Raw genomic sequence first — 23650 nt, 5'->3', positions numbered from 1 at the left:
TATTTATGTAAATATACTTACTTGAAATTGTAAAAAAGAGCGGATTCGTGCAATCATTTCTTTGTTTGAGTAAAGTTAGGAAAGAACGTACGAAGGCGGGGTGACAACATGAGAAAAAATGCGACTGGAACATATCGGTTCCTCATCATCCTTGGGGCGAAAGTGAATGGGATACGACCATCCCGGGCGCTCCAACATCGAATTGACGTGGCTGCCGCCTATGCGAAGGCACATCCTCATGTCGAACTGATCGCAACAGGTGGACAGGGACCAGATGAAGGGATGGCGGAGGCGTGTGTCATTGAACGAGAACTGATGGCGCAAGGAATCGATGCTACGCGGATTCATGTGGAAGCGACATCGACGTCGACAATCGAGAACTTTGAGCATAGCCGTCCGTTTTGGGACGGAGCATCAGGTGTGACGATTGTGACGAATGACTTTCATGTGCCGCGGGCCCGTCTGATTGCGAGACTGTATTTTCAGCTCGAGAGCGATGCCCTATATGCACCGACCCCACCGCTTGCGAAAGGGCGATATCTCATTCGTGAAGTATTGGCGTATGTGAAGCTGTTGGGACGTTATGTATTTATGAAAGAAAAAAACTAGGCTCTTGCACTCGCAAGAGCCTAGTTTGGTTGACAGCCGATTTCTTCGTTCAGTACGTGGCCAAACGCTTCGGCGCCCTTGATATTCAAATGGACCCCGTCACTTTCAAAGTACGCTTCTTTCCCGATTGACCGTTCATGCCAATCGATGAGGGACACGTTCTCGTGAAGTTCACTTGCCCGTGCGAGTTTTTCATTGACCTCACTTTCCCATGGACGCGGGACACGTGTGTTGATCAAATAGATCTCATCTGCTCGTTCGAACTGCTTGAGCAGCGTTTCGAGTTGCTCCATTTTGAAGGCACCGTTCGTTCCGAGATGGAGGAACACAACGTGCCCCGGAGCATTATAGGATTGGTACTGTGAGGCAACTGGGATTGCATCACGAACTTGACGTCCGATTTGGGCGTCAATTTTCATATTCGGGAAGGCATCTGCCAAGTATTCGTTCAATCCGAGCATGACCGAGTCGCCAATCGCGAGAGCCGGTGGACATGTTCGTTCTTCTGGTTTTTCAGTTGGTGCTGTGTTCTCATCTGTCGGTTGATCTTCGGACGGAACATCCTCTGCCTCTTCGGATTCCGGTTCTTTCGGAACGTCCGGTGTGTCATCTTTTGGCATCGGTACTTTCACGACAGGAATCTCATCTTCGACCGGCTTCGACTCAGAGAACGCCAGGATGGTCAAATTCCCAACGAGAACGAGTGAGAGCGCGGTCGCACATGCCGTGGCGGCGAAGCGTGCGCTCGGGTGCGTCGGTGTCGAGACGAGCTGACGGAACGCATGTTTGAATCCATTTCGGCGAATCGGTGTCTCGACGAAACGATACGACAACTCGGCGATCAAAAGCGTCAACGCCACTTGTCCGACGGAAAGAAGTGGCGAGAACGTCCCGAGTCGGTCGAGCGGTGTCGACAGAATGATGACCGGATAGTGCCACAAGTAAATCCCATACGTCCGGGTGCCAATCACGCGAAGCCAAGCGCTTCCAAACAATCGTGACCAAATGGTCGCCGGATGGGCGACAGCGGCAATCAATAGGGCGGATAGGAACGCGACGAGCAAGAAGCCTCCGTAATAGAGGAACGCGTCGTAGGCGTTGACGGTTCGGATGATGCCGACGATGGCGATGAGCGAAATGGCGCCAGCCCCATTCAAAATGTGACGTCCGATCTTCGGAATCGTCTCTTTAAACGTGTCCGGGCGCCAACCGAACGCGAGGACGGCTCCCATAAGCAGACCGAACAAGCGTGTGTCGGTCCCGTAGTAGACGCGACTCGGGTCGGCTTCTGGTACATATCGGAATGCCATCCAGGCGGCGGAGACGAATAAAAGTGCAGCGAGTAGTTGGAGCAATCGCTTCCGGAACGCGAGACCGACGAGTAGGAGTAGCGGCCAGACCGCATAAAACTGTTCTTCGATTGAGAGAGACCATAGGTTTTGAAGCGGCGATGGCTTTCCGAAACTTTCGAAGTAGGAGACTTCGTGGAAGATATACCACCAGTTGTTCACATAGGCAAGTGCCGCCAGTGAATCCTGTCGCACCGTATCGAGCAAGGAGCGGTCAAACAGCGTCACATACGTCATCACGACAGACAGCATCAAGACGAGCGCCGGCAACAAACGACGGAAACGTGCGACATAGAATCTTTTCAAATCGATTGTGCCGGTCTTCGTCCATTCGCGAATCAAGATGCCGGTAATCAAGTAACCGGAAAGGACGAAGAAGACATCGACACCGAGGAATCCCCCGGATATGTAAGGTACATTTAAATGATATAAAATGACAGCCAAGACGGCGAACGTGCGCAAGCCGTCGAGACCAGGCATATACGTTGTATGTTTGAGTGGTTTCATGCCCCCACTTCCTTTCTAGTAAAGCGGACATTTCCCTTATTTTTCAATCCATTCTTCAGTATAACGAGCGAGGAAGAGGGAATGGTTTCAAAAGATTAACAATCAAATGACGTGAAAATCCAATAAAAAAAGGGACACGAGGTCCCTTGCACTTTACATCAGATTAATCAACGTCCCACCGAGTACCCCGACGATGACGAGTGCCCACGGGGGCAGTTTCCAATAGGCGATCATCACGAACAGGAAGGCGGCGAACACGAAGTCGAACGCATCGTTGACGGTACTCGTGAAGATCGGGCTGTAGAATGCCGCAATCAAAATCCCGACCACTGCCGCGTTGACGCCGATAAGAGCGCCGGCGACTTTCGGGTTATAGCGGAGCGCGTCCCAAAACGGAAGTGCCCCGAGGATGAGCAAGAAGGCTGGCAAGAAAATGGCGACCGTCGCAAGGATGCCACCCGGCACACCATTAATCACCGTTCCAAGATAAGAAGCGAACGTGAAAAGCGGACCAGGAACGGCCTGAGCGGCACCGTATCCTGCAAGAAAGGCTTCTTCACTCAAGAAACCAGCTGGTACAAGTTCTCGTTCTAGTAGTGGCAAGACCACATGTCCGCCGCCGAAGACGAGGGCACCGGCCCGGTAAAAGCTATCGAACAAGGCAATCGTTTGATTCTCAAACGTCTCCCGTAAAATCGGTAAGATAACGAGAAGCGCCCCAAATATCGACAGCAGAACGGCCCCGAGACGTTTCGAAATGGGGAACGCGCTCGATTTCGCATCGAGGCGGTCCGGCTTGAACAACAGGAATCCTGCGAGTGCCGCAAGGAGAATGAACAACACCTGACTGAACGTCGTCTGCCAGAGCAAGACGCCCGCCAAGGCGAAAAAGGCAATCGTTCGGGTCTTTGTATCAGGTGTCAGTTTGCTCGCCATCCCTAAGATGGCATGGGCGACGATGGCGACGGCGACGACCTTCAAACCGTAGAGCCAGCCTGAGTCGGACACGTCGAGCCCTGACAACAATAAAGCGAACAGAATGAGGGCGACGACCGACGGCGTCGTGAAGCCGATAAACGAGGTGATCCCACCTAATATGCCACCGCGGACAATCCCGATCCCGATCCCGACCTGTGAACTCGCCGGTCCAGGCAAGAATTGGCATAAGGCGACGAGGTCGGCGTAAGCTTTCTCATCCATCCATTTGCGTCGTCTCACATATTCCTCGTGGAAGTAACCGAGGTGGGCGACAGGACCACCGAATGAGGTGAGACCGAGCCTCGTTGAAACGAATAAAATTTCTAGTAACGTCTTGAACGTCACACGTTCTGTCGTCATATCTTCACTCCTTAATTTCTTTGAATAACTCGTATGCCTTTTGACGGGCTTCCGCCAACACAGAACGTCCTTTTTCGGTCGTCACGTAGTTTTTGCGAACGTGTCCATCGACCGTCTCGTTTTCACGAATCAAGAGCCCGTCTTTCTCCATCCCGTGCAAGATCGGGTAGAGCGTACCGGCACTGATCTCGTAACCGTGCTCCCGAAGCTCATCGACCATCCATGCTCCGTACACGGGATGTTCCGCGGCATGGTGCAAAATATGGATATGGATGAATCCGAGAAACAGCTTCCGCAAGACGCGGTCTTCCATACGTGTCATCTCCTTAATATCGAAATTCGATATCGGTTTTCGAAATCAGTCTAACAAAGGTGAGGGAATAGAGCAAGGGAAGAGCATGCAGTTTACGAAAACTTTAAATAAAAAGTTGGGAATGAGTTCGGAAAAAATAGGGAATCTATCACAAATGAGGTAAACTGAGTAGAGATTTTATTTGCTGAGGAGGAAGTGACGTGACAAACTCCCATCATTCTTTATACGACACATTGTTGCGTTATATGCCCCAAGGCTACGTCGAGTTTAAAGTGATTTACGACGACGCTTCGGAGCCGGTTGACTATGAATTCTTTGAAGTGAATCCTGCCTTTGAGAAGATCATGAAAGGGAAGCGAAAACACTTCATCGGAAAAAAGGTGTCAAGCGCCCTAAAAGACTTTGAATATAGTGAGCGAGAATGGATGATTCAAGTGGCACGTGTCGTCAGTGATGGCGGTACCGTGACATTTGAACACTATTCCCGCCGTAATAAATGTTGGTTCGAGATGTCTGTGTTTAGTCAACGGACAGGATTTGTGTCCGTCATGTTCCACGACATCACGCCACACGTTCAAGAGAACAATGCGTTAAAACAACTCGTTAACGTATCGCATCGCTTCGTCTCGACCGGTAGTGATTTGTTGATGAATCAACAATTTCTTGATCAGATTCGTGACTTCACGGGAGCGAAGGCGGTCGCACTCAATTTGATGGAAGAGGATGGCGAATCGTATACGACAGTGGCATTATCGGGCATGGATGAGATGTTAGAGAAAAGTCTCGACATCCTTGGATTTCATCCGGTCGGAAGGAAATGGCCGATGACGGATCAGCGGCGTGACCTGTTCAAACAATCGAATCCTCTTGTCTTCGATGGGATTGACCCACTGATTGATGGTGCCCTTCCGAAACGACTCGTCAAAAATCTACTTCGGATTTTCTCACTTGGAGAAGTGGTTCTCTTTAAAATCGAACAAGATGGCGTCTTGTATGGAGATTTGACGATTGTGATGGAACAGGGGAAGCAAGCGAACCGCCTCGGTCTCGTCGAGTTGTACCTCGTCCATGTACTCCAGCAATTGACGAAAGCCGATCATCAAGTGGGTGAGACGAAGAAATCGATGTTCGATGGATTTGGCACGCTCGACTTGGAATGCATCATGGCCTTCAACACACGGCAAGTGCTTCACTTGAACGAGACGTGGGAGCGCGTATTAGGGTTTTCGCTTGATGAGTTAGAGAATATCGATTTTCTTAGTCTGATTCACCCGGATGATGAGGTGATCACGGAAGCAGGATTTGCGGAGCTTGAAGAACGTGGCGAGTTGTTCCGATTCGTCAACCGCTTCCGGACAATCGACGACACGTATCGCTCAATCGAGTGGCATTGTAAACTTCAAGAGGGTTACATTTATGCGATCGCCAAGGACGTGACAGACCGAGTCCAATTGGAAGAAAAATTGGCCGATCGGGATCGCCTCTTGACGAAACTATCCGACCAAATCCCGGGTGCCATCTATCAATTCGAATTGTTGCCTGACGGAAGCTTCAACTTCCCGTTCTTTAGCCGGGGCTTTGAAGATATGCTGGGGATTTCGGCAGAAGAGGTACAGACGGACGCGAGTCTTGTCTTCCGACGGATGCACCCGGATGATTATCCGCTTGTCATGCAGTCGATTGATGAATCGTATCGTAATTTGACGATTTGGGATGCAGAGTTTCGTTTGTTGACCAAGGACGGACGAACCATCTGGATTCTCGGATCATCCCGGCCAGAGAAGATTGCGGAAGACCATGTCTTATGGCACGGCTATATCGGAGATGTCACGGAGAAGAAAACATACGAGAAAGAGATTGAATATCTCAGTTATCACGATCAATTGACAGGTATCAAAAACCGACGTTACTTTGAAGAGGCGCTGGAGCGCTATGATGATGAGCATTTTTATCCGCTCACACTCATCGTCATCGATATCAATGGTCTGAAACTCACGAACGATGCGTTCGGTCACTTGGTCGGAGATCAACTGCTCGTTGAAGCGGCAAATATTTTACGAAATAAATTGCGCACGAAAGATGAAGTGGCGCGAGTCGGGGGCGATGAATTCGTCGTTATCTCCCCGAATACGACTCTCGATGAGGCGAAGCAACTGTCGGACCGTCTCGGTCGTCTCTTCCACGAACAGACGGTAGAAGGGTTACCAATTTCCGCATCGTTCGGTGAAGCGGTCAAATATGACTCGAATGTCGAATTGGCCGAGGTGTTCAACTTAGCGGAAGACCGGATGTATCACCATAAGGTTTCTGAAAAGCAGAGTCGACGCCACCATTCTATCCAAATCATCATGCGCACGCTGTATGAGAAAATTCCACGCGAAGAAGCGCACTCTCAACGGGTCGCCAATTTAGCGGGGAAACTTGCGGAAGCGATGGGCTTCACGAGTGCCGAAGTGAATGAGATTCGAACGGCCGCCATTTTACACGATATCGGAAAAGTGGCAATCAGTAATGACATTTTAGATAAACCTGGCGCGTTGACCGAATCGGAATGGTATGAAATCAAGCGCCATCCGGAAATCAGTTACAATATTTTGAGTACGGTACCCGAATATGTCGCCTTGTCCGAGATTGTCTTGGCGCATCATGAACGTTGGGACGGTAAAGGGTACCCGAAAGGCTTGAGTGATTATGACATCCCGCTCGCCTCGCGAATTATCGCCGTCGCCGATACGTTCGATGTCATGGTGACGGGGCGACCGTATCGACAAGCGAAGACGATTGACGAGGCACTTGCCATCATCAAACAAGAGGCAGGGAAACAGTTCGATCCGACGCTCGTCGACGTCTTCTTTGAAAAAGTCGTGCCGACACTTCAACAATAAACAAGCGAGTCCTCCTGAATGTGGGGGACTCGCTTTTTCAAACGGTCAGGGGTCGTTTCTTCAACACGAGGATGGTGAAGAGGAAGACGATGCCGGTCATGCCGATCATGACAAGGATGGAGAGGAACGGGAACTGTCCCTCATACATCGTGATGACACCGTTATTTAACCAATAGGTCGGCAAGAAACGACCGACGAGTTTCAATGAATCCGGTAACCAAAGGAGGCTGATGAATGCCCCACCGGTGATAGCGGATGCCATCGTGACCGAGATTTGAAAGATGTTCGCCTTCTCCCGATTCGTCGCAAAGACGGCGATGAGACCACCGAGTGCCAGACAGACGAGCAAATAGGAAGAAAACAAGGCGAACACGGTCGGAAGATGTGTCCATACGTCCTGACCATATAGAGCGAGGCTCACACCAATCAACAGCATCACGTAGACGAAGCCGACGAGATAAAAGGCGAGGAGCAGGGAGGCGAAGTAACGCCGTGGTGTCACCGGTGAGGCAAACAACCGCGCATAAATCTTCTCGTCCCGGTCGTCTGCGACAAACATGGGGATGAACTGGAGAAAGGTCGACATCATGATGAACGACAATAGACCGAAGAAGGCTTGTGTCCGAGCGGTCGTGGCGACACTTTCCTGAAAAGGTTCACTTGAAAGTGTGTAACCGTTCGCCGTCTCAATGGATGCGAGCTCTTCGAACGTCGCTTCCTCATAGTTGCTCGCTTCGAGCAGTTGACGTTCGCGGGACAGATGACCGTTCAGCGCCTGCTCGATCAACGAGGCATCACTCCCGGCGATCGCAGAGAAGGAGAGGCGGGGCATGTCTCCTGTGAACGCCTGTTCCGTGAAGTCTTCTGGAATGATGAGGACGATATCTTCTCCTTCTAACAAGACATCCTCCGTGCTCGATTCGAGCAATGTGACCCGACCAAATCGTTCGGCCTCGTCAATGAGACGTTCGGCGAGGAGTCCACCATCCCGGTCGACAATCCCGATGGATGCGTTCAAACTGGACGTTCCGCCGACGAAGGAGAGGATGAGCGCGAAACCGAACATCGACACGAAGGTGAACACCCACAGTCCTTTCTTTCGAAGCATCCGTTTGGCCACATGTCTAATGAGTACCATGACGCTTCACTCCTTTCGAGAGAATGTAGCTGAATGCGATCAAGATAAGGAGATGAATCCCGAGCAATCCGAGACTTTGCCAATACAGATTCATGTCCCCTTCCCGCAGGAGGACGGCTAGCATCCCGTCCCGCATGAAAATCGGCATGAACACGTAGGCAGCCCACGGCGCGTAGTTCAGCGTCACTTGGTCAAAACCGGGGACATAGCCACCGGATAAGATCATGAGGATGGCGACGAAGCCGTTGACGATCGCATCCTTTGTCGTCGCGCTCAACTTCGGCAAGTTGACGATCAGGAATCCGATGGCGACCCCGTACGCGGTCAAGGCGAGCCAAGACAGGATCAGATAGCCGAACTGCACGTTCGCCAAGTCGAATGTGCGATAGACGAAGTGACTGAACCAAAACAAGAGAATGAGTTGCAACAAGATGATGACGTAGCGACTGAACGTCCGCGCGAGTCGATACTCGACCGTTCGGACGGGTGCCGCTTGGATGCGCAAATAGCTGCCTGTGTTCGGCTGTTCTTCTCGTGCCATCGCCGTGATATAAAACGACCCGAACAATGCCGTCATGATCGAGATGGTGACGGTGAAATACTCGAGCGACGTCGGGGTGCGTCCCGCCAGGTCGACACTTTCCGTATCGAGCCACGCCTCATTCTCGTAAGGGGCCGACACGCCTGCTTCGGCGAGCGTGATCTGTTGATTGGCGATTGCCGTATACTGACCGAGGATGGCATCGAGGACGTCGAACTCGACGGTCGTCGGTTCCTCATAAAAGAGCGTGATGTCAGGTCCGTCGAGTTGCAGTATGACGTCGGCATCGCCATCGTTCACACCTTGTTCGGCAGATGGGAGGTCAGCGTATGGAACGAGTCGGATGAAAGCTTGAATGTCTTCTTCTTTTAAAAAGGCCTCGAGTGGCTCGCGATACTGGTCGGTCGACGATTCGACGTAGGCGACGTTCGTGACCGGCAGTTTGAACGTGTCACTGAAGACGGCCGACAGCATCGTCCCTAGTCCAAAGATGAGGATGAGCGGAAAGATGAGCATCCAAAAGAGGGTGGCTCGGTCCCGTAGTCGCTGTTTTACATCATATTTGATGAAGGTCCACATGACGCCCCTCCTATTCCCGAAGCGTCTTCCCCGTCAATGCCAAAAAGACGGTATTGAGGGAAGGACGGTCGACCGTGATGGAAGTGAAATGGACATGTTCTTGATGGAGCGTCTCAAGGAGCGGGGCGAGCGGCGTGTCCTTGTCTAACGACACCTCGATGTACGGCTCTTCATACTCCACTTTTTGAACGTGGTCGAGTGCATCGAGTCGTTCGAGCAAGTGAGGTGTGAGCGCATCGACTTTGATCCGGGCCGTCTCGAGCGTCATGACACGGTCTTTCAGTTCGTCCTGCGTCCCTTCGGCGATGATCTTTCCTTCATCGACGATGGCGATCCGGTCGCAGAGGAGTTCGACTTCTTCCATGTAATGAGACGTGTAGATGATGGTGGCACCGCGGCGGTTCAGTTCGCGGATGTTCTCTAGAATGGTATTTCGCGACTGCGGATCGATGGCGACGGTCGGTTCATCCATGAAGATGAGTTCGGGTTCATGGACGATGCCACAGGCGATATTGAGGCGACGGAGGAGACCGCCGGACAGTTCGGGCGGGCGTTTCTTTTGATGGGCATCGAGCTCGACGAAGTGGAGCGCGGCCTCGGTCTTTTGTTTCGCTTCTTTCGGACTGAAGCCATACAGCTCCGCAAAAAATTGGATGTTCTCATAGACGGTCAGCTGGTCATAGACGGAGACGTGTTGCGGCACGATCCCGACGCGGCGTTTGATGGCCAGTTCGTCTTTTGGCATCGCTTTTCCAAAAATGTGAATCGAACCGGAGTCCGCCTCGTACAGATTCAACATGACCGAAATGGCGGTCGTCTTCCCGGCACCATTCGGTCCGAGCAACCCGAACAGTTCGCCTGCTTGCACGTTCAGACTGAGGTCGTTCAAGGCGATCGTATCCCCGAACCGTTTCGTGACATGGTCGAGCGAGATAATGAACATCGTGATACTCCTTTCGCATATGAAATATTCCTCGTTCTACACAAAGGTGTTCGAGGATTGTCACGAATTTACCTGTCCGGAACGCATGAAATGTGCAATAATCTAATTATTCAGATAATTATAGTGTCGAAATGAGGGATTTGGATGAAAGGATGGCAATTCAATAAACAAGAGGGGGCATTGTTCCCAGACGAAATCGTGCTTTCTGCGTTTTGTACAGTCGAACCGAAACGAATGGATTCGACACTCCCGTTCTATTATGATGAGTCGATTTTTCGTTTCACGAATAAGCATGGAGAGACGTTCTACTTTAAAATATCCCCGAGCTATCACGAGTTTGAAATCAATATTAAAGGTGGGGACGGGGAGCTTGTATATTATCAACTGCTCCGTACCGTCAGCAAGGTCGAGATTTTAGAAGACCGGCGAGACCACGCAGAGTTATTGATCGTCCTAGCTGAAGATCGAAAGCGGACCGTGACGTCAATCGAATTGACCGTCCGACCGCGTTTTCGTGTGCTCGTGAAAGAGCATGAGATATAAGGAGTGTCAGGTTCAAGAGCGGATGCAAATCCGCTTTTTGTTTTGCCGAACAAAAAGACAGCCACGACGTGACTGTCCCTTCAGCGGTTATTTCGTTAAAAAGATTTGAACATGGATGGTCGACCCTTGGGCATCGGTCGCTTTGCCGATCCCGAGGTGCGTATAATTCGCATTCAAGATGTTCGCACGATGACCACTACTGTTCATCCACGCATCGACCGCCCGGACCGGGTCGCTCGATCCTTTATAGATGTTCTCTCCCCAGCCCCGATATAGGACACGGTAAGCGTCTAACGTGTCCCCGGGTGTGCCGTTCTCCTTGAGCGTGTGTGAGAATTGACCCGTACGCGCCATCTCATCGGCACGGACTTGAGCGACACGGTTCGCCTCACTCGAAGCGGCGAGAAGAGAGAGGCCGGCAGCATCTCGTTCTTTGTTCGTCTCGGTCAACACATTGACGGGCGACGTGAAGCTGACATGGTTGGCGAGGATGTAACCGGTGTATGAACCGTAGCGCACCTTGTACCATCGTGATGTGCCGGTATAGCGATATGACACAGTCTCAAGTTCTGTACCCTGCCGGACGAACTTGACGTTCGAAGAAGTCGTGAGCGGACGTGATTTTAAATAAACGCTCGACGGTTTGACGTACGTCGGTTTCGTAAATTTCACCTCGGCAGTGGACAAGCGGACATACTTGGCGGGCAGATAAGCGTAGCCGCTGCCCCATTGAATCTTATACCAGCGCACACCGTCCAATTGGAACGATGTTCGGACACGCATCGAACCGTCTCGCGGAATGAGTGCAAGTCGTTTCGCGCTCAAAGAAGGCGACTGCCGGACATTGAGTTGACTAATGTTGGTCACGTAACCGGTTGTGTTGATCGACGTCTCATAATAGGCTTGGACGCGGTTGATAGAGAAGGGCGACCCGATCACACCGAGTGTCAGAATGATGGTGAGTAGTAGAGAGAGATGCTTCTTCAATGGAATCGACTCCTTTTGTGGGACTCCCTATATTCTATATTGTTTGGGTGATTTTTGGTTTTACCATTTCATTACAAAAAGGATGGACTCTTCGTGAGCCCATCCTCGCGTCATTTATACAGCAAATACTCTTTTCGAATCGGGAGGAAGGCGTCCCGCTCGTTCTCGATTTTCATCAGGATGTCTTCAAGCGGAGCTCCCTCGAGAATCATGTCTTTCACGTAGGCGTTTCCTGTCAGTTTCGTGATGAAGTCGTTCGCTAAAAATTCGAAGTCGTCCGGATACATGTCATGAGCCGTTTGAATCATCGCAATCCCGGTTCGCGTCGATTCGAATCGAACCGGGTCGGTGACATACACCTCAACCCCGTGCGTCAGTTTGCCCGCATGCTTAGAGAACGTCGGAGTGAACGAGGCGGCCCGGAAGGCGACACCCGGCAACTCGAGTTCGTTCAGCTCATTCGCATAGTCATGCGCTTTTATATACGGCGCGCCGATCAGCTGAAACGGTTTCGTCGTCCCGCGACCCTCGGATAGGTTCGTCCCTTCAAACAATCCGGTCGCAGGGTAGACGTTGACCGTGTCGGTCGTCGGCATGTTCGGGGACGGCATGACGAACGGGAGGCCCGTGTCCTCATACATCATCGAACGTTTCCATCCTTTCATTTTGACGACTTCGAGGTCGGCTTGAATCTGATACTCGGTGTTGAACAGTCGCGCGAGTTCTCCGACGGTCATCCCATGCTTTAATGGAATCGGATAAAGACCGATGAAGCTAGAGTAGTCCGGGTCGAGCACCGGACCGTCGACGCGAAGCCCACCTTGTGGGTTCGGACGGTCGAGGACGACGAACGGAATATCGTTCTCGGCTGCGGCTTCCATCGCATACGCCATCGTATAGATATACGTATAGTAGCGTGTCCCGACGTCTTGGATGTCAAAGACGAGCACGTCGACATCTTGTAGCATCTCAGCCGTCGGTTTCTTCGTGGCACCATATAGACTGTATACGGGCAATCCCGTCACGTCATCGATGTAGGAGCTGACGGTCGACCCGGCTTGGGCGTCTCCTCGAACGCCGTGTTCCGGTCCGTACAGTGCCGTCAATTCGAAGTCATCGGACTGGTCGAACAGGTCGACGATGCTCGTACGTTCCGCGTTGATCCCGGTCGGATTCGTGATCAGTCCGACCCGTTTTCCTTTCAAGATTTCCGGGTTTTCCATCAACCGGTCGACCCCGAGTTCGACCTTTGGTTTTTTCGGTTCAGACTTCGCATCGGCATCCAACCAGACGATGGAAGTCGTGAGGATCGTCAACGCGGCCATACCACCCATCCATTTTTTCATCAGAAGTTCCTCCTTTAATTCATGTAAGCGCTTTAATTTCTTAACAGGAGTGTACCATCCAGAAATTAAATTTCAATATTTAATCATAAAAATAGGAATTTATATTTCTTAATTTCGTACTATTTTCCTAATCGCACACAAAAAACGTGCCCTTCGATTAAAGGCACGTTCCTTCTTACTTATCTGACCGCGAGCGCTTTCCATCCGGTCGCGCTCATGACGGCGCTCACTTTTGATTTCGGGATGACCAAGCGTCCACGATATGGGTCGTTGATATACAAGTTTGATTTGTCATAGCCGGTTGCCAACATGACGTGATAGTTGACGTAGCCGGTGAACTTCTTGTTCGAAGCGGTGTACCAGTTGAAGTAGCCGTACGGTTTGTTGAAGTCGACGCTCGCCCAGACGATGACCGGGTTACCCATCGACAGTTCGCGCTCGATCGAGCCGAGGCCTTGGTTGGACAAGTCTTTCACCGGACGATATTTGCTGGCGAATCCGACCATGCCTTTCGGATAAATCCCGTAGTTCTTATATTTGCCGAGCGTCCCTTTCGGATCTCCCGTGAACATGACGTTCGGGTCGACCCAGCGATAGAGACGGTTCTCATAACGCGCGTTCCACATGCTCTTTGGCATCTCGTTATATAAGGTCGAGGCGCTGACGGCACGACCTTTCTCTTCAAGCGCCATCTTGAGGGAGAAGAACTCGCAGCCGGACGGATAGCCCATCGGGAACTGACGATAGAGTGGGACGCTCATCTTATAGATGGACAGTGCCTGAGAATAGGCGCCCCGCGCATCGAACGAGGCGTTGCCGACACGACGGTTTTGATACATCTTTCCATACGTGTCAAAGTAATACCACTTGCCGTCGATGGCTTGCCAATCCGTCTTCTTCGTCAACGCGGGAGCGTAATACTCGTACTGGGTCGTATATTTCCATCCTTTCTCGGGGACACCCGTCGAGTGGAAGTGATACGTCTTCCCATCCAATCGGAATTTCCCTTGTAGCCGGTATCCGTAGGTTGGGTGGAATCCGACCTTCTTCCCATCGACCGTTTGGAACCCATACTCGCGTCGTCCGTATGCATCGAATGAATAGACACGTGCATTTAGTTTATGGATACCTTCTAGTCGGTACCCGTACGTCGGATGGAATCCATACATGACACCATCGATTCGCTGTAGCCCATACTTGCGGTCGCCGTATTTTCCGAACAAATAGTGTCGATTGTTGATGCGATAGAGTCCTTCGAGGCGGTATCCGTAAGTGGGATGGAAACCGTACATCTTGTCACCGATCCGAGCGAGTCCTTGGCGACGTATCCCGTCATCCCCGAAGTAATAGCGACGTGTGCCGATCGTCTGCCATCCGGTCGCCATCTTCCCTTGCTCCATCAAATAATATTTCTTGCCGTCAATCGTATACATCCCTGTACGGATGGTGCCGTCTGGGAAGAAATAATGCTTGGCGTCACCAAGCTGCTGCCATCCCGAGAGACGGACCCCATCCTCGTTGAAGTAATAGCGCTTGCCGGCGATCGTCTGGAATCCCGTGACGGGTTGACCGGTCTCATCGTAATAGTAGACGAGACCGTCCCGTTCCTGCCAGCCGGTGAGTAGCTTTCCGTTCTCGTCAAACGTGTATGTCGTGCCGTCAATCGCATAAGCACCCGTGACGAGTCGACCGTCTGTCTCAAAGTAATAGGTAGCCCCTTCGATTTCCTGCCAACCTGTGAGGAGCATGCCATCTTCATTCAGATAGTATGTATGGCCGTCGATTTCTTGCCATCCCGTCAAGACCGTCCCGTCACCCGACGTATAGACGATGCCATTCTCCGTCTGTTGGAATGAACCTTCCGCATGTGTCAGAAGGGGAGAGGTAAGGAGGGTGCCGGCAATTAAACTAAATAGGGTAGTTGTCTTCCACTTCATATGAGTAAGCCTCCCGATTTTCAAAAAATGCTATATAAAATAATATAACCATTTTTATCCAAGTGAAGATAGTGGCAAATGAATCATTTGTGAGGTCAGACGTTTACGCCGAATGACTCATGAATCGAAGTCGTTTCGATGCCACGAAAAGGGAGATGAGAACGACAACGGTTCCCGTCACGAGTGGCCACACGAGATCCACTTCGGTCAGGAGCACCTGGCTCGATTGTGGACCGAGCATCCATGGCATCCAATCGAGGTCGACCCATCCGATGAGGAGCGACATGACGAAATGGAGACCGAGCGTCAAGACGACCGCGACGACCCCGCTCTCAATTATGGCAGCGAGGAGAATGAAGATGGAGAGCTGAACGACGAAATGACAGACGAGAAGTGCCGTCGAGACGAGAAATGCGGGTACATCAAACGGCTCGAAAAGAATGACCGTATAGTACGCCGCCGCTAATTGGGCGAGTAAGAGGCCACCGACCGTCAAGAGGACGTAATGGGCCCATTTGCTGACGACGATGCGAGACGTCGGAATCTGTAACGATTTGAGCCAGGCGAGCGTCCCGTTCGTCCGCTCATGACTGAACGTGTGCATCGCCGACAACAAGACGACGAGAAGTCCGATTTGACGGAGCTGTTCACTGACTGAAATCAATACTTCTTCTGGTGTCGGCGTCGGGAGCTCGATGACGGCGCCGTCCGGTAAGTTGCCGCCGGAGGCGAGGATATCCGGTAAGAAATAGAGCGTGAGCGGTTGCATCGAGGCAAGAAGCATGAGAACGATTGGGATCCATATGAGCCGCTTGTTCGACCATGCCTCTCGCCACTCCTGTTTGAAGATTGCGATACGCATCAGGCGTTCACCTCCAAGAATAGGGACTCGAGTGACGGGTGCCCGACGTGTAGCGATTGGATGGTGACGTTCCGTTCCAGGACGCGCCGCAAAATCGCCCGTTCGGCGAGATTCCGGTCCGTTGACTCAAACGTCCACGTGGAACCCCGTTTCGTTGTCCGAGCCACGCCTTCTAACTGTGTCCAGTCTGCTTCACTCGTCTCATCATCAAAGAGACGCAACTCGATGGTCGACTTCGAACCGAGTAGGTCGGTCACGGTTCCTTCCATAAGCAATTTGCCTTGGCGAAGCAAGAGCACCCAGTCGCTCGCCTCTTCAGCATCCGGCAGGACGTGCGTCGAGTACAGGATCATCCGCTCTCGTTTCAAGTCACTCAACAGATCGAGCACTTCGCGTCGACCGCGAGGGTCGAGTGCGGAGACGGGTTCATCGAGTAACAAGAGTTCCGGGTCATGAACGAGCGCTTGGGCGATCCCGAGTCGCTGTCGCATCCCGCCCGATAAGTTCGTTGCCGGACGGTCGACCGGTTCGAGCCCGACCCGTTTCAATAGTTGAATCGGATCGACATGTTTGGTCCCCGTCAATTCAGCGGCATACCGAATCGTCTCGACGGGTGTCAACGATGGATAGAGGGCCGGGCGCTGAGGCAAATAGCCGATCCGAATGCGTTCATGTCCACTCATGTCGCCGCTTGTCGGGTGGGTGACGCGGGCGAGCAAGTTCAAAAGCGTCGTCTTCCCGGCACCGTTTTCCCCAAGGAGGGACGTGCAGCCGGGTCGTAATTCGAAACTGACATCATCGAGCGCCGTGAAGGAGCCGAATTTTTTCGTTACATGTGTGATGTTCATCGCGGTGTCCGCCCCCATAAGAAGTAGATGATTGGGCCGAGTATGTTGATGAAAACGATGACGAGAAGCCATACCCATTTCGGACCGTTCGTCACGTCGCGTTTGAACAAGTCAATCAAGGCGACGACGAGTAAGATGAGTTGCAAAATCAGAACGGGTAGTAAGATGAGAAAAAGGGTATTCGGGTCGTTTACGATGTCCATCGTGAGAACCTCCTTTGAATTAGACTGTTCTTAAACACATTCTACACGTACAGGATGTCCCCTGTATGTGACACAAAAAATCCCCATCTCACGATGGAGATGAGGACGATGCATCATTTGACGATGATGACAGGAGCGAGAGCACGTTTGGCGAGTTTATGACTCACGCTACCGAGCACGAACTCTTGGAACGTGTTCAATCCGCGTGATCCGACGACAACATATTCGTACGGCTCATGGTTCGCATATTTGACGAGCTCGACGTCCGGCTCCCCACGAAGTTCGATGTATTCGTAGGCTATGCCTTCTGCTTCCGTCAAGTCGAACAATGGCTTGAGCATCTGCTTTCGCTTCGTCTCCAAGTCGATCTTTCCTGTCGAATTGAGGGCCGCTTCTTTCGATTCTTTCGCACTGATGACGTGTACGATGTCAATCGATGCATTCGACGCCTTTGCGAGCTGAATCGCTTTTTCAAGCGCACGTTTCGAGTGGGCAGAACCGTCTGCCGCTAAAAATACCTTTCCCATGAAAACTCCTCCTCTTTCGCACATTCTACTTTTAGTATAGGTGATTTCACGAGTCGGGGGAACGGTGAATCAGTGCCCTGCGTTCGCGTCTTGTTGCTTCAAGTGAAGGGCGAGCGTGTTGAGCAGTTTTTCCGAGTCTTTGTTCAAGTTGAGCAGTTCCGGTTCGATTCCGACTTCCCTATATTTGAAGATGACCTTATCAATTGCCCCGATGGCAGAGTCGTCCCAAAGATGTGTGTTCGCAAAATCGATCGTGACGTGTTTGATCCCCGCTTCCGCGTCTTCTGCCACATCGAACTGATTGACGAATTCAGACGTCGAGGCGAAGAAGAGCTGTCCGTTCACCATGTAATGAGCCTTGTCGGCATCGATCTTTCGCTCGAGATCGATTTTTGAGATTTTAGCAGCGAAGAGAATTGCTGCTGTCAAAATCCCGGCGAGTACACCGAGTGACAAATCATGTGTGACGACGGTGACGAGTACGGTGACGAGCATGACGACCGTATCCGATTTTTGGGCGGTACGCATCGCTTTGAGCGAACCCCAATCGAACGTCGCGTACGAGACGAAGAACATGACCCCGACGAGCGCGCCGACCGGGATCAGCATCAATACGTCACTGATCGTCATGATCATGATGAAGAGGGCAAGTCCGGCTGTGAATGTCGAGAGTCGACCACGGGCACCAGACGAGACGTTGATGACCGATTGTCCGATCATCGCACATCCTGGCATCCCACCGAAGAATCCGGTGACGATGTTCGAAATGCCTTGTCCGCGCGATTCGCGGTTTTTGTTCGAGTCCGTTCCTGTCATGTCATCGACGATTTGAGCCGTCAAGAGCGACTCGATCAAGCCGACGAAGGCGAGTGAGATCGAGTACGGCAAGATGATCATGAGTGTCTCGAGCGTGAATGGCACATCTGGGAACAAGAAGTCTGGAAGCGTCGCTGAGATCGTTCCCATATCCCCGATGTTTTTCGTGTCGAGTCCAAGCGTGATCGCGAGGACCGTCATGACGACGATGGCGACGAGCGGTGCCGGAATGGTCTTCGTCACACGTGGGAACAAGAAGATGATGGCGAGCGAGGCGGCGACGATTGCCCAGATGATCCAGCTCTCTCCTTCAAAGTTAGAGAGTTGCGCCTGAAAAATCAATATGGCGAGCGCGTTGACGAATCCGACCATGACGGCACGCGGGATGAATTTCATCAAGCGGGCGATGCCGAGGTAACCGAGAATGATTTGGATGATTCCGGTCAAAATACCAGCGGCCAGTAAATATTGAAGCCCATGGTCGGCGACAAGCGAGACGACGACGAGCGCCATCGCACCGGTCGCAGCCGAGATCATCGCCGGACGACCTCCGGCAACGGAGATGATCATCGCGATAATAAAGGAGGCATAGAGCCCGACCATCGGGTTGACTCCCGCGATGAGGGAGAAGGCGATGGCTTCAGGGATGAGTGCCAAGGCGACGACAATCCCGGCCAAAATGTCGGCCCGGACATTTCCGAACCATTCGTGTTTCAACGTATTCAATCTTTCCAAAAGAACACACCTTTCTATTTATAATGATTTAATTTTCGAGTCTCACGAAAATCAAAATAATGGAATCCGTTCATTTTCAACGTGTTTCATCATACCGAATTGAGTCCAAAATGACAATTGCTTCGGATGAAAAATTGTGGTAATTTCATAACGTGCAGGTTATATAACGAATTTGTTATATGAAAGGTGGGGAGAAGATGTATGCCGTTGAAGAATTGAGCAAGGTGCTCAAGGTGCTTGGGGATCCGACCCGATTGACGATGTTGAAACAAATGGAGGCAGGCGAGCAGTGTGCGTGTAGTTTCGTCGACTGTTTCGATATCTCGCAACCGGCGATCAGCCGTCATTTGAAAATGTTACGTCAGGCGGGACTACTGTTAGAACGTCGAGACAAACAGTGGATTCATTACCGATTGAACGAGACGAGCCCCTTTTATCCGCTCGTCACCGATTTGTTAGCCAATCTAGAAACCGTCGAACCGAGCTGTGATTGTGAGCCGGATTGTGCGATGTAAGGAGAGAGACAATAGAGACTATAGGAGGAACTCATTGTGCAGTGGATTGCTAGTTTAATTTTTCTTGTGACGCTTTTCCTCATCATCAAGCAACCGAAAGGCCTCGGCATCGGTTACTCGGCGATGGGGATGGCCGTCATCGCCCTCGTTTCAGGTGTCGTCAATCTTGATGACGTCGGAACGGTGTGGGGCATCATTTGGAACGCGACGTTCACCTTCATCGCAATCATCATCATTTCGCTCATTTTAGACGAGATTGGATTTTTTGAATGGGCCGCCTTACATATGGCACGAATCGCCAAAGGTGGCGGCGTGAAGCTCTTCGTTTATATCACGTTACTCGGTGCCCTCGTCGCAGCATTGTTTGCGAACGACGGGGCAGCGCTCATCTTGACGCCCATCGTCTTAGCGATGGTCCGGGCTCTCAAACTGCCGGACGCGATCGTCTTGGCATACGTCATGGCATCCGGATTTATCGCCGATACGGCGAGTCTCCCGTTCATCGTCTCGAACCTCGTCAACATCGTTTCAGCCGACTTCTTTGATATCGGCTTCGCCGAGTACGCCGCGCGGATGGCATTTGTGAACGTGTTCGCGGTCGCGGGGAGTCTGCTCGTCTTGTATCTATATTTCAAGAAAGACATCCCGAAACGATATGATGCCTCACAGTTGGCTGAACCTTCGTCCGTCATTAAAGACCATACGATGTTCCGCTTATCGTGGGTCGTGCTCGCCTTGTTGGTGATCGGCTATTTCACGAGCGACTTGCTTGGGATTCCAGTCTCGCTCGTCGCCGGGGTGATCGCCTTGTTCTTCCTCGTGATGGCGAATCGCTCGTCAGCGGTACAGACGACTCAAGTCGTGAAAGGTGCACCGTGGGCCATCGTCTTCTTCTCGCTTGGGATGTATATCGTCGTCTACGGTTTACAAAACGCCGGACTCACTCAAGTACTGGCAAACTTTATCGACTGGTTCGCGGTGAACGCCTTCAGTGCCACGTTCGGGATGGGCTTTTTGGCCGCCATCTTGTCATCTGTCATGAACAATATGCCGACCGTCATGATTGATGCGCTCGCTATCGACTTGACGCATACGACCGGACAGATTCGGGAAGCGTTAATCTATGCGAACGTCATTGGTTCCGATCTCGGTCCAAAGATTACCCCGATTGGGTCGCTAGCGACGCTTCTATGGCTCCACGTCCTTCGTACGAAAGGGGTCAAAATCGGCTGGGGACAGTACTTTAAAGTCGGGATCATCTTGACGATTCCGACATTGGCTATCACGTTGCTCGGTCTATATATCAGCTTATTACTTTATTGAGGAGTGGATTATATATGAAACTAGTCATCATCGGTTCAGTCGCTGCCGGGACATCGGTCGCGGCGAAAGCACGTCGGAACAACGAAGACGCACAGATTACGATTTACGACCGGGACTACGACATCTCGTATTCGGGATGTGGGATTCCATACTACGTCGGTGGAGAGGTCGAGTCTCGTGACGACTTGACGCCACGTGACGCTGCCTTCTTCAAGAAGCGTTACAACATCGACGTCATGACACGTCACAATGTCACAGCCGTCGATAAAGACGCGAAGACGGTGACGGTCGAAAACTTAGAGACAGGTGACACGTTCACGGACGCCTATGACGTCCTGGTCCTCGCGACGGGTGCGTCAAGCATCATCCCACCGATTCCAGGGGTGAAGTCGGACAATGTCTTCCCGATTCGAAACATCCAACATGCCGAGGCGACACGCTCCTTCGTCGATTCGACAGACCCGAAACATGCGACGATCATCGGCGCCGGCTTCATCGGTCTAGAGATGGCGGAACAGTTGAAGCTTCGCGGTGTGGACGTGACCATCATCGAACGTGTACCACAAGTGATGCCGCCACTCGACAAGGACATGGCGTGTCGCGTCGAGGAGCACCTCGAGAAGAATGGAATCGAGCTCATGCTCGGAGAGACCGTGACAGAACTTGCCGGTGACGGACACGTCGAACGAGTCGTCACGGAGAGTGGGAAGACGATTGAGACCGACCTCGTCATCTTGTCTGTGGGAGTCCGTCCGAACGTCGAGCTCGCCATGCAGATGGGAGTCACACTAGGTGAAACGGGTGCGATTGTCGTCAATGAGCGGATGGAAACGAATATCCCAGACGTCTATGCGGCAGGAGACGTCGCGGAGAGCTTCTCAATCGTGACGGGCAAACCGATTTGGCGTCCGCTCGGTTCGACAGCGAACAAGATGGGGCGGACCGCTGGGGACGTCATCACGGGCGGTCATCTCGAGCATCGCGGCATCCTCGGCACGGGCATCTTCAAAGTGTTCGGACTTGCCGTCGCACAGACGGGGCTGGCCGAAAAAGAAGCACGCGAACTCGGATACGATATCGAGGTGCTTCATAATACGAAGCCGGACAAGCCTGCCTATATGGGTGGAAAAGATATGACGATCAAAGCGGTCGCGGACCGTGCGACACGTCAACTGCTCGGCGTCCAAATCGTCGGATTCGAAGGAGTCGACAAACGAATCGACGTCTTCGTCACGGTCATCACGCTCAAGGCGAAAGTCGACGACTTGTTCCACCTCGACCTCGCCTACGCACCACCGTTCTCGACGACGAAAGACCCGGTCATGTATACGGGGATGGTGCTTTCGAACAGTATCGACAAGGCGGCTCGACTCATCACACCGGCCGAGCTTCAGACGCGAATCGATGCCGGGGAAGACATGCAAATCATCGATACGCGGAAAGCAGCACAGTTCGAGAAGGCGTGTGTCGATTGTGCGGTCAACGTCCCACTCGGTAACCTTCGGGAAGTGGCGAAAGACATGGACAAGGACAAACCGACCGTCGTCTACTGTAACGGTGGGGTGACGGGGAACGCGGCCCAGAACGTGCTGCGTAACCTCGGATTCACCGACGTGTACAACTTGTCAGGTGGAAATAAGAACTATCAGTTGTTCAAAAAATACGGGAACTAAGCAAGACGACGTCCTTTGCGGGCGTCGTTTTTGATATGCTGGAAATGAGGTGAAGTGAATGAAGTATAAGATGTTACATGAGAAGTTTGAGCGACGGAAGCAGTGGCTCATTTTTGACAAAGAAGAAGTCGTCCGTCGTGTCATGGTGCGCTACAAGGCAAAGATTATCCCGAAGACGGACATCATGGACTTGGTGAACGACGATCAACTGTCGTATGAACATATCTTTTGTTGCTTAACGATTGATGACCCAAGAATGCTCGAGAAAATCTTCACGGCGAAAGAGCGACAAGACCATCAGTGGGAGATTGATGACAATGCGAGACGCGGGATGAGATACAAGTACAAAGATGAGGCACATCGACTTTACAACCAGTTGATTATCGATGAACAGGAAGGTCGCCGACTCGACATCGTCTTCGAGAGCAAGGATGGGAAGTATGTGACCGGTTTTTTGACAAGAGACATGTCAGAGCAAGTCGCCTCTTATATTTTTGCACATGTCGGAGGCGCCAAGTTCACAGGTCTAGTCCCACGTTCCCTCTTACCGGCGGACTTAACAGATGAAGAAATCAAGATGAGCTATCTTCACTACTTGGAGTCGCTCGAAGAATGGAATAAACTTTGACGGATCCTGTGATGATGAGTGGGACCCGTCTTTTTAGTTCATATTTCTTAGACAGGTTTTGACACTCCCACGATTAAAACCGTGGGATTCTGAAGTGCTTGTGCGAGCGCAGGCCATTTCTGTTTTGCTCAAGCCTTCAGATGAGGGTGTGCCATCACCCCTCCTGAGACAGATCATATAGATTCTCAGGCTGGTGGACTGTTACCATCCACCACAGGTCGTTGCAGGTGTGTCCATCTGATGTTTTAGCGTCTTTTGCATGACGACAGGCATCGTTTTACCGGTCATATGTTTTCATGACCGAACCGTATACGATTTTCAAGGGGCGATGGACACAGGCGTTTTAGAGACTTGTTCTTGTCTATGGGATAAGTATACCCGAACGTCGGATGTTTTCACATCCGAACTCACTCTCATCCTATGCCTAAAGGCGTGCTATGCCCGATATGGGCTTTCCCGTTTGTAAAATCTGTAAAGAAAATGATGCCAATTGACCCTTTTCTAA

21 protein-coding genes are annotated in these 23650 nt (G+C 51.6%); 7 read left to right on the top strand and 14 right to left on the bottom strand.

Annotated features, from left to right (window positions below; translation table 11 throughout):
• Positions 1-108: 108 nt before the first annotated feature.
• The gene (locus KNO73_RS08125; RefSeq protein ID WP_215112313.1) at positions 109-609 is read left to right on the top strand and encodes a YdcF family protein; all 501 of its coding nucleotides are present in this window, start codon (positions 109-111) and stop codon (positions 607-609) included.
• A 20-nt stretch (positions 610-629) separates the two neighbouring features.
• Here KNO73_RS08125 and KNO73_RS08120 read toward each other — a convergent pair whose 3' ends face one another.
• The 3 genes from KNO73_RS08120 to KNO73_RS08110 form a co-directional block, all read right to left on the bottom strand.
• Positions 630-2465 (bottom strand): acyltransferase family protein, encoded by a 1836-nt coding sequence (locus KNO73_RS08120; RefSeq protein WP_214814555.1) that lies wholly within the window; start codon positions 2463-2465, stop codon positions 630-632.
• Between the two features lie 153 nt (positions 2466-2618).
• Positions 2619-3803, bottom strand: coding sequence for a chromate efflux transporter (chrA, locus tag KNO73_RS08115; protein ID WP_215112312.1), 1185 nt, complete (start codon positions 3801-3803; stop codon positions 2619-2621).
• A 4-nt stretch (positions 3804-3807) separates the two neighbouring features.
• Positions 3808-4116 carry a PadR family transcriptional regulator gene (locus KNO73_RS08110; RefSeq protein ID WP_012727090.1) on the bottom strand — a complete coding sequence of 103 codons (309 nt, stop codon included), beginning with the start codon at positions 4114-4116 and terminating at the stop codon, positions 3808-3810.
• Positions 4117-4316: 200 nt separating this feature from the next.
• Here KNO73_RS08110 and KNO73_RS08105 point away from each other — a divergent pair, with 200 nt between their 5' ends.
• Positions 4317-7001 carry an HD domain-containing phosphohydrolase gene (locus KNO73_RS08105; RefSeq protein WP_215112311.1) on the top strand — a complete coding sequence of 895 codons (2685 nt, stop codon included), beginning with the start codon at positions 4317-4319 and terminating at the stop codon, positions 6999-7001.
• 37 nt (positions 7002-7038) lie between these two features.
• Here the strand turns inward: KNO73_RS08105 and KNO73_RS08100 are convergent, their stop codons facing one another.
• The 3 genes from KNO73_RS08100 to KNO73_RS08090 are packed head-to-tail and all read right to left on the bottom strand — an operon-like array spanning position 7039 to position 10202.
• On the bottom strand, positions 7039-8139 hold the full coding sequence (locus KNO73_RS08100; protein ID WP_214757790.1) for an ABC transporter permease: 1101 nt from the start codon (positions 8137-8139) through the stop codon (positions 7039-7041).
• The gene (locus tag KNO73_RS08095; protein WP_215112310.1) at positions 8126-9259 is read right to left on the bottom strand and encodes an ABC transporter permease; all 1134 of its coding nucleotides are present in this window, start codon (positions 9257-9259) and stop codon (positions 8126-8128) included. The genes KNO73_RS08100 and KNO73_RS08095 overlap by 14 nt, the downstream gene beginning before the upstream one ends.
• 10 nt (positions 9260-9269) lie before the next feature.
• On the bottom strand, positions 9270-10202 hold the full coding sequence (locus KNO73_RS08090; RefSeq protein WP_214683703.1) for an ABC transporter ATP-binding protein: 933 nt from the start codon (positions 10200-10202) through the stop codon (positions 9270-9272).
• Between the two features lie 144 nt (positions 10203-10346).
• Here KNO73_RS08090 and KNO73_RS08085 point away from each other — a divergent pair, with 144 nt between their 5' ends.
• Complete coding sequence (locus KNO73_RS08085) at positions 10347-10745, top strand: hypothetical protein (protein ID WP_159562802.1); 399 nt, start codon at positions 10347-10349, stop codon at positions 10743-10745.
• An 87-nt stretch (positions 10746-10832) separates the two neighbouring features.
• Here KNO73_RS08085 and KNO73_RS08080 read toward each other — a convergent pair whose 3' ends face one another.
• The 8 genes from KNO73_RS08080 to KNO73_RS08045 all read right to left on the bottom strand — a co-directional run bounded on the left by KNO73_RS08080 (position 10833) and on the right by KNO73_RS08045 (position 19006).
• On the bottom strand, positions 10833-11732 hold the full coding sequence (locus KNO73_RS08080) for a CAP domain-containing protein (RefSeq protein ID WP_214757786.1): 900 nt from the start codon (positions 11730-11732) through the stop codon (positions 10833-10835).
• A 110-nt stretch (positions 11733-11842) separates the two neighbouring features.
• The gene (locus KNO73_RS08075) at positions 11843-13066 is read right to left on the bottom strand and encodes an exo-beta-N-acetylmuramidase NamZ family protein (RefSeq protein ID WP_483299281.1); all 1224 of its coding nucleotides are present in this window, start codon (positions 13064-13066) and stop codon (positions 11843-11845) included.
• A 191-nt stretch (positions 13067-13257) separates the two neighbouring features.
• Positions 13258-15015, bottom strand: coding sequence for a C39 family peptidase (locus tag KNO73_RS08070; protein ID WP_215112308.1), 1758 nt, complete (start codon positions 15013-15015; stop codon positions 13258-13260).
• A gap of 103 nt (positions 15016-15118) precedes the next feature.
• On the bottom strand, positions 15119-15877 hold the full coding sequence (locus tag KNO73_RS08065) for an ABC transporter permease (RefSeq protein WP_215112307.1): 759 nt from the start codon (positions 15875-15877) through the stop codon (positions 15119-15121).
• Positions 15877-16725: an ABC transporter ATP-binding protein gene (locus KNO73_RS08060; RefSeq protein WP_215112306.1), complete on the bottom strand. Its 849-nt coding sequence runs from the start codon at positions 16723-16725 to the stop codon at positions 15877-15879. Before KNO73_RS08060 ends, KNO73_RS08065 begins: the two co-directional genes overlap by 1 nt.
• On the bottom strand, positions 16722-16928 hold the full coding sequence (locus tag KNO73_RS08055) for a PLD nuclease N-terminal domain-containing protein (protein WP_031422647.1): 207 nt from the start codon (positions 16926-16928) through the stop codon (positions 16722-16724). The genes KNO73_RS08060 and KNO73_RS08055 overlap by 4 nt, the downstream gene beginning before the upstream one ends.
• A gap of 113 nt (positions 16929-17041) precedes the next feature.
• Positions 17042-17455, bottom strand: a complete 414-nt coding sequence (locus tag KNO73_RS08050; protein ID WP_047794988.1) for a universal stress protein — start codon at positions 17453-17455, stop codon at positions 17042-17044.
• A 69-nt stretch (positions 17456-17524) separates the two neighbouring features.
• On the bottom strand, positions 17525-19006 hold the full coding sequence (locus tag KNO73_RS08045) for a SulP family inorganic anion transporter (protein ID WP_215112305.1): 1482 nt from the start codon (positions 19004-19006) through the stop codon (positions 17525-17527).
• A gap of 197 nt (positions 19007-19203) precedes the next feature.
• On the opposite strand from KNO73_RS08045, the gene KNO73_RS08040 reads away from it, so the two are divergent.
• Genes KNO73_RS08040 through KNO73_RS08025 form a run of 4 tightly spaced genes read left to right on the top strand, consistent with a single transcriptional unit; the run spans position 19204 to position 23145 of the window.
• Positions 19204-19521 (top strand): ArsR/SmtB family transcription factor, encoded by a 318-nt coding sequence (locus KNO73_RS08040; protein WP_047794990.1) that lies wholly within the window; start codon positions 19204-19206, stop codon positions 19519-19521.
• Between the two features lie 36 nt (positions 19522-19557).
• Positions 19558-20844 carry an arsenic transporter gene (locus tag KNO73_RS08035; protein WP_215112304.1) on the top strand — a complete coding sequence of 429 codons (1287 nt, stop codon included), beginning with the start codon at positions 19558-19560 and terminating at the stop codon, positions 20842-20844.
• A gap of 14 nt (positions 20845-20858) precedes the next feature.
• Positions 20859-22517 (top strand): FAD-dependent oxidoreductase, encoded by a 1659-nt coding sequence (locus KNO73_RS08030; RefSeq protein WP_215112303.1) that lies wholly within the window; start codon positions 20859-20861, stop codon positions 22515-22517.
• A 58-nt stretch (positions 22518-22575) separates the two neighbouring features.
• Positions 22576-23145: a hypothetical protein gene (locus KNO73_RS08025; protein WP_214687315.1), complete on the top strand. Its 570-nt coding sequence runs from the start codon at positions 22576-22578 to the stop codon at positions 23143-23145.
• Positions 23146-23650: the final 505 nt, after the last annotated feature.

This window comes from Exiguobacterium sp. s83, from assembly GCF_018617095.1.
GTDB classification, from domain to species: Bacteria; Bacillota; Bacilli; order Exiguobacteriales; family Exiguobacteriaceae; genus Exiguobacterium; species Exiguobacterium profundum.
Note: the sequence above shows the minus strand (reverse complement) of the source record. Positions and strands in the feature narration are given on the sequence as shown.